Below are 6,529 nucleotides of genomic sequence, written 5' to 3'. Positions count from 1 at the left end.
TGCAGCGGTGCAAGGGCAGGAGGTTGTTTCAAACGCGGTCACAGCGATGTCTGATATCAAAATGGCATCGGCCAAGATCTCGGACATTATCTCGACGATCGACGAGATCGCCTTCCAGACGAATCTCCTGGCCGTGAACGCGGCGGTGGAGGCGGCACGGGCGGGCGAGCAAGGCCGCGGTTTCGCAGTCGTGGCCACTGAGGTGCGCAGCCTCGCACAGCGCAGCGCCGGGGCGGCGAAGGAGATCAAGGGCCTCATCGAGGATTCACGGCGCAAGGTGGAGCGCGGTTCGGAACTGGTCAACCGCTCGGGAGAGACGCTGCAGGGCATCGTCACCTCGGTCAAGCGCGTTACCGACATCGTGGGCGAGATCGCGGTGGCCTCGGCGGAGCAGAGCACGGGTGTGGAGCAGGTGAACACCGCGATGACGCAGATGGACCAGGTGACGCAGTCCAACTCGGCGCAGACCGAGGAGCTTTCCTCGACCGCGCAGTCGCTCTCCGACCAGGCGGCGCAGTTGATGAAGACGATCAGCGCCTTCAAGCTCGGCAACGTCGAGGGCGCTCCCACGACGCCAACTCGGGTGAAGCCGGGCACGACCAAGAGCGGGGCGCTGCATAAGCCGCAGTTGCGCTCTAGCGGGATAGCCCGCCGGCCCGCGCCTGCCAGAACGGTACACCATGCTCCGCAGCCCGAACTGGCGATGGCCGGCCATGGTGGAGGCAGCCGGGACGATAACTTCGAGGAGTTCTAGCAGCCCCCCCTGATGCCTGGAGCCCGGGCTTTGACGAGTCCCGTTGCGAGGGCGGATCTCATGCGGGCCGCATGAGATCCGGGCTGCCGGCGCATGAGGCAAGAAGCCTTCTACTGATACCCATGGCAGTGCGAAGAGGAAGCTATGCTCACCATGAGCGCGCTTGACTTCAAGCGCTTTCGTGAACTTGTTCATCAACATACCGGGATCTGGCTGCGCGATGGCAAGAACGTGATGCTGGCCTCCCGTCTCACGCGGCGGGTTAAGCATCACGGACTTCAAAACTTTTCTGAGTACTACGACTATCTCGAACGGTCGAGGGACGACAACGAGATAGCCGAGCTGATCAACTGTGTTACGACCAACAAGACCTCGTTCTTTCGTGAGTCGCATCATTTCGATTTTCTGCGCGACGTGGTGGTGCCGGAGAGGATGAAGGCGGCGCGGGGCGGACAGGCGAAATCGATACGCATCTGGAGTGCGGCCTGCTCCACGGGCGAGGAGCCGTATTCGATCTCGATGAGTTTGTGCGATGCGCTGTGCGGGAGGGATGGAGCCTCCTTCGGGGGGATGTCTTCCTGGAATATCGAAATCATCGCATCGGACATCGACACGACGGTGCTGGACACGGCTTCTCGCGGCGTCTACCAGGAAAACCTGTTGGGGGATGTGACGCCCGGGCTGCGCCAGAAATATTTCTTGCGCGGCAAAGGCGAGTCCTCGGGATTCGTCAAGGTGAAGCCCGAGCTGCGGCGCCTGATTGCCTTTTCGCGTATCAACCTGATGGACAAGGTCTGGCCGTTGTCAGGAAAGTTCCATGTCATCTTCTTTCGCAACGCGCTGATCTATTTCAATCAAGACACTCAGGAGATGTTTCTGCGCAGGATGATCCGGTTGCTGGAGCCGCGGGGATACCTCATTCTCGGCCATTCGGAGCATATTCCGTGGCTGAATGACGCGGTTACACCTTTGAACCACACGGTGTTCCAACTGCGGGATGCGCCGATATGAGGGCGCAGCCGTGCAATGCGGAAGACCAGCGATCTCCGCGGCAGGGCGCGGCCGCGCGGCAAAAGCCTGCCGTCGAGTGCTTCGGCAACACGCCTCACCACCGGATTTACATCGGAGAGGTTTTCGCCAGCAGCGCGCCGACCGTCATACAGACGCTTCTCGGTTCCTGCATCGCAGTCTGCCTGCGCGATCCGGTAACGCGCGCGGGGGGAATGAACCACATCCTGCTGCCTTCGAGTTCGAAGGGAGATCATGGGACGCGATTCGGAGTGAATGCGATGGAGTTGCTGATTAACGAGACGATGAAGCAGGGCGCGTACCGGAGCCGCCTGGAGGCGAAGGTGTTCGGCGCTGCGAATGTGATGAGCGTGCTGCAGCGCTCCACGGTAGGGGCGATGAATGCCTCGTTCATCCGCGATTTTCTCGCGACCGAACACATTCCCCTGGTGGCGCAGCGGCTGGGCGGCACGCAGGCCCTGCAGGTCAGCTTCTGCACCTCGTCGGGAAGAACGCTGGTGCGCTCTGTCGATGGCTCGCGATTGAAGAAAGTCGTCGAAGAGGAGCGGAGTTATCGTGTCTCGCATCGTGGCGAAGAAGACCGTACAGGCGAAATCACGCTGTTCTAGAGAGAAAAGGAGCCGACCATGCCACCCCCCTATAAGGCTCTGATTGTCGATGACTCCGCGCTGATGCGGAAGCTGCTCCACCAGATTCTTTCCAGCGATCCGGAGATCGAGGTGGTCGGAGTCGCCGGCGATCCGTTTGTGGCGCGGGAAAAGATCAAGGCTCTTCATCCGGACGTGCTGACGCTGGATGTGGAGATGCCGAGGATGGATGGTCTCACATTCCTGGAGAAGTTGATGCGGGGCCACCCGATGCCGGTGGTGATGATCTCGACGTTGACGGAGAAGGGTGCCGAGGTGACGCTGCGGGCTCTGAGTCTCGGGGCAGTCGACTACATCGCGAAGCCAACGCTCGACGTCTCGGCAGGCACGTTGCAGCAGGCAGAGGAGATCGTAGCGCGGGTGAAGGCAGCGGCGCGGGCGAAGGTGCGTGTGGGGCAACGTACGGTGGCGTCCGTGGCCCCGGTGTCGAGCCGGTCGACACCGCAATTTACGGCAACCCATAAGGTAGTCGCCATCGGTGCAAGCACCGGCGGCACCGAGGCTCTTTGCGAGGTGCTTACCGTGCTGCCGGCGGACTTTCCCGGCATCGTTATCGTGCAGCATATGCCTGAGACTTTTACCAAGCAGTTCGCGGCGCGGCTGAATTCTCTTTGTCGCATCCAGGTGAAGGAGGCAGAGGACCGGGACCGGATTCTGCCCGGCCACGCGCTGTTGGCGCCGGGCGGCCACCACATGGCGGTGGTGCGCAAGGGCATGGAGTACGGGGTGCACGTCTACCGGGGCGAGCGAGTGAATCGGCACCTGCCCTCGGTCGATGTGCTGTTTTCTTCCTGCGCGCGGGAGATGGGCCGCAATGTGCTTGGGGTGATCCTCACAGGAATGGGCGGCGATGGCGCGCGGGGCATGCTCGAGATGAAGCAGGCCGGTGCCTACAACATTGCGCAGGACGAAGCGACAAGCGTGGTCTACGGCATGCCGCATGAAGCCTTAAAGCTGGGAGGCGTCGACGAGGTACTTCCCCTGGAACGGATTTCCCTTGGGATGATGCAGCGCCTGCAGATGGGGTAGTGAGTTGTCGACCGATAGCCCTGGCTTCAGAATGCATCCTGACTGGCGGGCTTGCCGTGTTTGTTCCTCCTTGGCGCTGACAGATCAGAGGCAGGTGTTGTAGTTGTCCCCTAAGCGGGATGGTCTCGCGTTCTTGATGTATTCGGGGTTTGTAAGGAGCGAAGAGCCTCCCTCCCAGCCTAGCTTGACTGTGGCGCGACCACGTACCATGTGCCTTCGTTGTCATCCGTGAAGCTATGACCCCCGACGCTATAGACAAGGTCGAAGGCGATGGGCGACTTAGCATCCATCAGCAGACTCCCCGCAGGCAGCGTCCAGCGTTTGCGGTCACCCGAAATGGAATTAGAGATCAGGGCCGTCTTCTGACGTGCGACCTGCGGCAGTGCGGTGAGGCGCCAGCGAACTGTAATATCCTCGACCTCGGGTAACGAGAGGACGGAGAGCGTAAAGACGCCACCTTCTCCACGCGTGGCTTGAGAAGCCGATTCGATTTTTAGATCGAGGGAGGCGAAACGAAGGAAGAAATTCTTGCCCATCTCGCTGTCGTAGCGAATCTCGCCATGCGCATCCTGGTAGGAAAACCAAAACTCGAATGCAGTGGCGCCGGGGGGGATGGGAATCTCAGCTTCCAGCATGGTGCCTTGCCCGGTGGGATCCCAGTCAGCTTGTAGACGCCTGGCCTTGGGAAACAACAGATGTTCTGACCAGAGCTCGCCCGAGGGGTGGAAGCGGCACTCGGCGACGACGGGTCGTTGTACGGCGGGGAGTGTGGCAACCTCTTCAGGCGGAACTATACGGAACGGGTCATAGCGAAGTATGCCGTGGCCAGAGATCAGGTCGCCGCGCACCAACTCGTGAAAGTCTGCTGTGAAGGTGAAGGTAGGAGTGTTGCCCTTGTAATGTCGGATCAGCATCGCGATCTCTCCTCGGAAATACTAATAAACGAATTGGATGGTGGAGTCCGACTTGATATCGGAGAGCTTTGCGAAGGCAACCTGGATGGACTCGTTCCAGTAATACGCATCGCCGGGAGAGTTGTTCAGCCCATCGGGGGTATTCACATCTGGGAGAGCTGTGCCATCACGGCTAACCGCGGTGGGAGCGGTGATACTGCCGAGGATTGCCACGTAAAAGAAGCTGGATGGCGGTTCATAAGCATCCGCGGTGCGTTGAATGCGAAACTCCCGGATAGTCTTGCTGCTTGTGCTCAGGGTTCTCTGATAGAGCAGAGAGGTGCGGTATTTGCTGTGGTTGGCAGCGTCCGTAGAAATGCCGTCGTCCTGGTAAAGCCTGTAAGCCGTGTCTGGGGTCCAGCGATCCGGGCCGGGATAGCAGTTAAAGGTGAGAGGGTTGGACTGTAACTGGCCGACCCACTGTTCGAGTTCGCAGAAGGGTAGGATGGCTCCGGCGCGGACGTAGATTGGAACCAGGTTTAACGGTGCATAGTAGTTGCTGATGAGCGTGCCACCAGAGACTGCACCCGAGAGCGGAGAGGTGTTATCGGCAAAGGCGTACCAATCGCTGCCGGCCGGGAGATAGATGGAACGGACCGGAGAAGTGGGTGGAGAGAGCGAGTCGTGCGGGTCGAGGATCGGTGCGACGAGGAAGTCACTCCCGACGAAGAACTGATCGTCGAGATGGTTATAGACCTGGGGATCAGCGCCATCATTCAGAAAGAGAGCCCGAGCAATCGGCATTCCGGTCTGTGTCCACTCGTACATTGCATCGTAGTAAATCTGCATCATGCGGTAACGGAGTTGGACGTAACGACGGCAGTTGGTGGGAACGGGTTCGCCGTAGGCCCAGGGCTCCTGAAACTGTTTGTTATAGCCGTCATAGTGATTGCGATACCAGGGCAAGAATGAGCCGAGATGCATCCACCGAGTGAGCAGCTCATAATTGGTGATACCGCCTACAACGACGGCATTGACAAAAGGGGTGCCGACAATCGATGAATCCGGGTAGGCGGTATCGATGCCGTCTACGTTGATCTTGGCGAAGCCGCCGATGTCGCAGCCGCTGATTGGCACACCAGAAAGGCCCAGGTTCAAGACCTCGGGAATGTTGATCCTTAGGAAGTCCCAGGTTGAAGCGGAGTCGCCTGTCCAGAGAGCTGCATAGCGCTGCATGCCTGCGTAGCCGCCGCGCGCGATGATGAACTGCCGTGTCTCTGGCTTTAGTGCCGTGATCCCTTCCCAGGTTGCTCGGAGCAGATTCAGGACATAGCTGTTATGCAGCTTGGCGTTAGGCAGCGTGTCGACGACGATGGCACCATTTGCGGCGATAGACTCGCGCGACATCATCAGGTCCTGCTCAAAGGTCTTGAGCGCCACGATGTTGCCATCGATAGCGGGGCAGGTCATGTCTTGCCAGATCATGTCAAGGCCGAGGTCATTGAGCAGGTGCTGATACTGTTCGCCCCATACTTTGCGGACGGCAGTGAGGCCGAAATCGGGATAATTCCCTGGTGCAGTGAGCGGCACCAGTCCCTGGTTGTTCACAGTCAACGGAGGGTAGGAAGACACATACGGGTTATTGCCGCGGTTGAAGCCATAATTGACGCCCGCGAGATACGGTCCGGGCCAGTTTTCACCATCGGCAAAGGTGCTGGGGATGAGCGCGTTGGCGGCGGCGAGCGCCTGACGCTGAGTATAGGGCTCTACTGAGCCAGATTCTCCGAGCTCATTGTCGGTGATGATTGGTGTGATGTTGGTACTCATTTTGAAGCCATTGTCATGGAGCGTTTTGAAAAGCGCGGCCGCGTTGGGAAACTTAGCTTCGGAATGAGTGAAGGTACGGTAGTTGTCCTGAAAGTCGACATCGATGTGAAGGCCATCGCAAGGAATGTTATTGCTGCGGTAGGCATTTGCGGCGTCGCTCAACTTGATATGGTCGAAGTAGCCGTAGGCGCCCTGATGCAATCCGAAGGCGTAGCGCGGCGGCATAGAGGCGCGGCCGGTGAGCGTGGTGTATTGCTGCAGGACGTCCGAAACGGCGTTACCGGCCATGAAGTAATAGTCGAGCTCATTGTAGAGCGCGCCCAGTTAGTATTTGCCACTCATGTCCGAAC

General features: G+C 59.3%; 6 protein-coding genes. 4 read left to right on the top strand and 2 right to left on the bottom strand.

Annotated elements, in window-relative coordinates; translation table 11 throughout:
- From QM649_RS19935 to QM649_RS19920, 4 genes are all read left to right on the top strand, one after another.
- Positions 1–754 (top strand): methyl-accepting chemotaxis protein (locus QM649_RS19935; protein ID WP_415200829.1); only part of this gene is annotated, 754 nt, incomplete at its 5' end.
- Between the two features lie 144 nt (positions 755–898).
- Positions 899–1,765, top strand: coding sequence for a CheR family methyltransferase (locus tag QM649_RS19930; RefSeq protein WP_415200828.1), 867 nt, complete (start codon positions 899–901; stop codon positions 1,763–1,765).
- On the top strand, positions 1,762–2,391 hold the full coding sequence (locus QM649_RS19925) for a chemotaxis protein CheD (protein ID WP_415200827.1): 630 nt from the start codon (positions 1,762–1,764) through the stop codon (positions 2,389–2,391). The genes QM649_RS19930 and QM649_RS19925 overlap by 4 nt, the downstream gene beginning before the upstream one ends.
- Positions 2,392–2,409: 18 nt before the next feature.
- A complete protein-coding gene (locus QM649_RS19920) occupies positions 2,410–3,459 on the top strand; it encodes a protein-glutamate methylesterase/protein-glutamine glutaminase (protein WP_415200826.1) in 1,050 nt (349 codons plus the stop codon).
- 179 nt (positions 3,460–3,638) lie between these two features.
- Here the strand turns inward: QM649_RS19920 and QM649_RS19915 are convergent, their stop codons facing one another.
- Together QM649_RS19915 and QM649_RS19910 are read right to left on the bottom strand one after the other, a co-directional pair.
- Positions 3,639–4,373: a DUF6209 family protein gene (locus tag QM649_RS19915; RefSeq protein WP_415200825.1), complete on the bottom strand. Its 735-nt coding sequence runs from the start codon at positions 4,371–4,373 to the stop codon at positions 3,639–3,641.
- 21 nt (positions 4,374–4,394) lie between these two features.
- The gene (locus QM649_RS19910) at positions 4,395–6,404 is read right to left on the bottom strand and encodes a TIM-barrel domain-containing protein (RefSeq protein ID WP_415200830.1); all 2,010 of its coding nucleotides are present in this window, start codon (positions 6,402–6,404) and stop codon (positions 4,395–4,397) included.
- Positions 6,405–6,529: the final 125 nt, after the last annotated feature.

Origin of the sequence: Silvibacterium sp. (genome assembly GCF_047605705.1) — a bacterium.
Classification (GTDB): Bacteria; Acidobacteriota; Terriglobia; order Terriglobales; family Acidobacteriaceae; genus Silvibacterium.
Note: the sequence above shows the minus strand (reverse complement) of the source record. Positions and strands in the feature narration are given on the sequence as shown.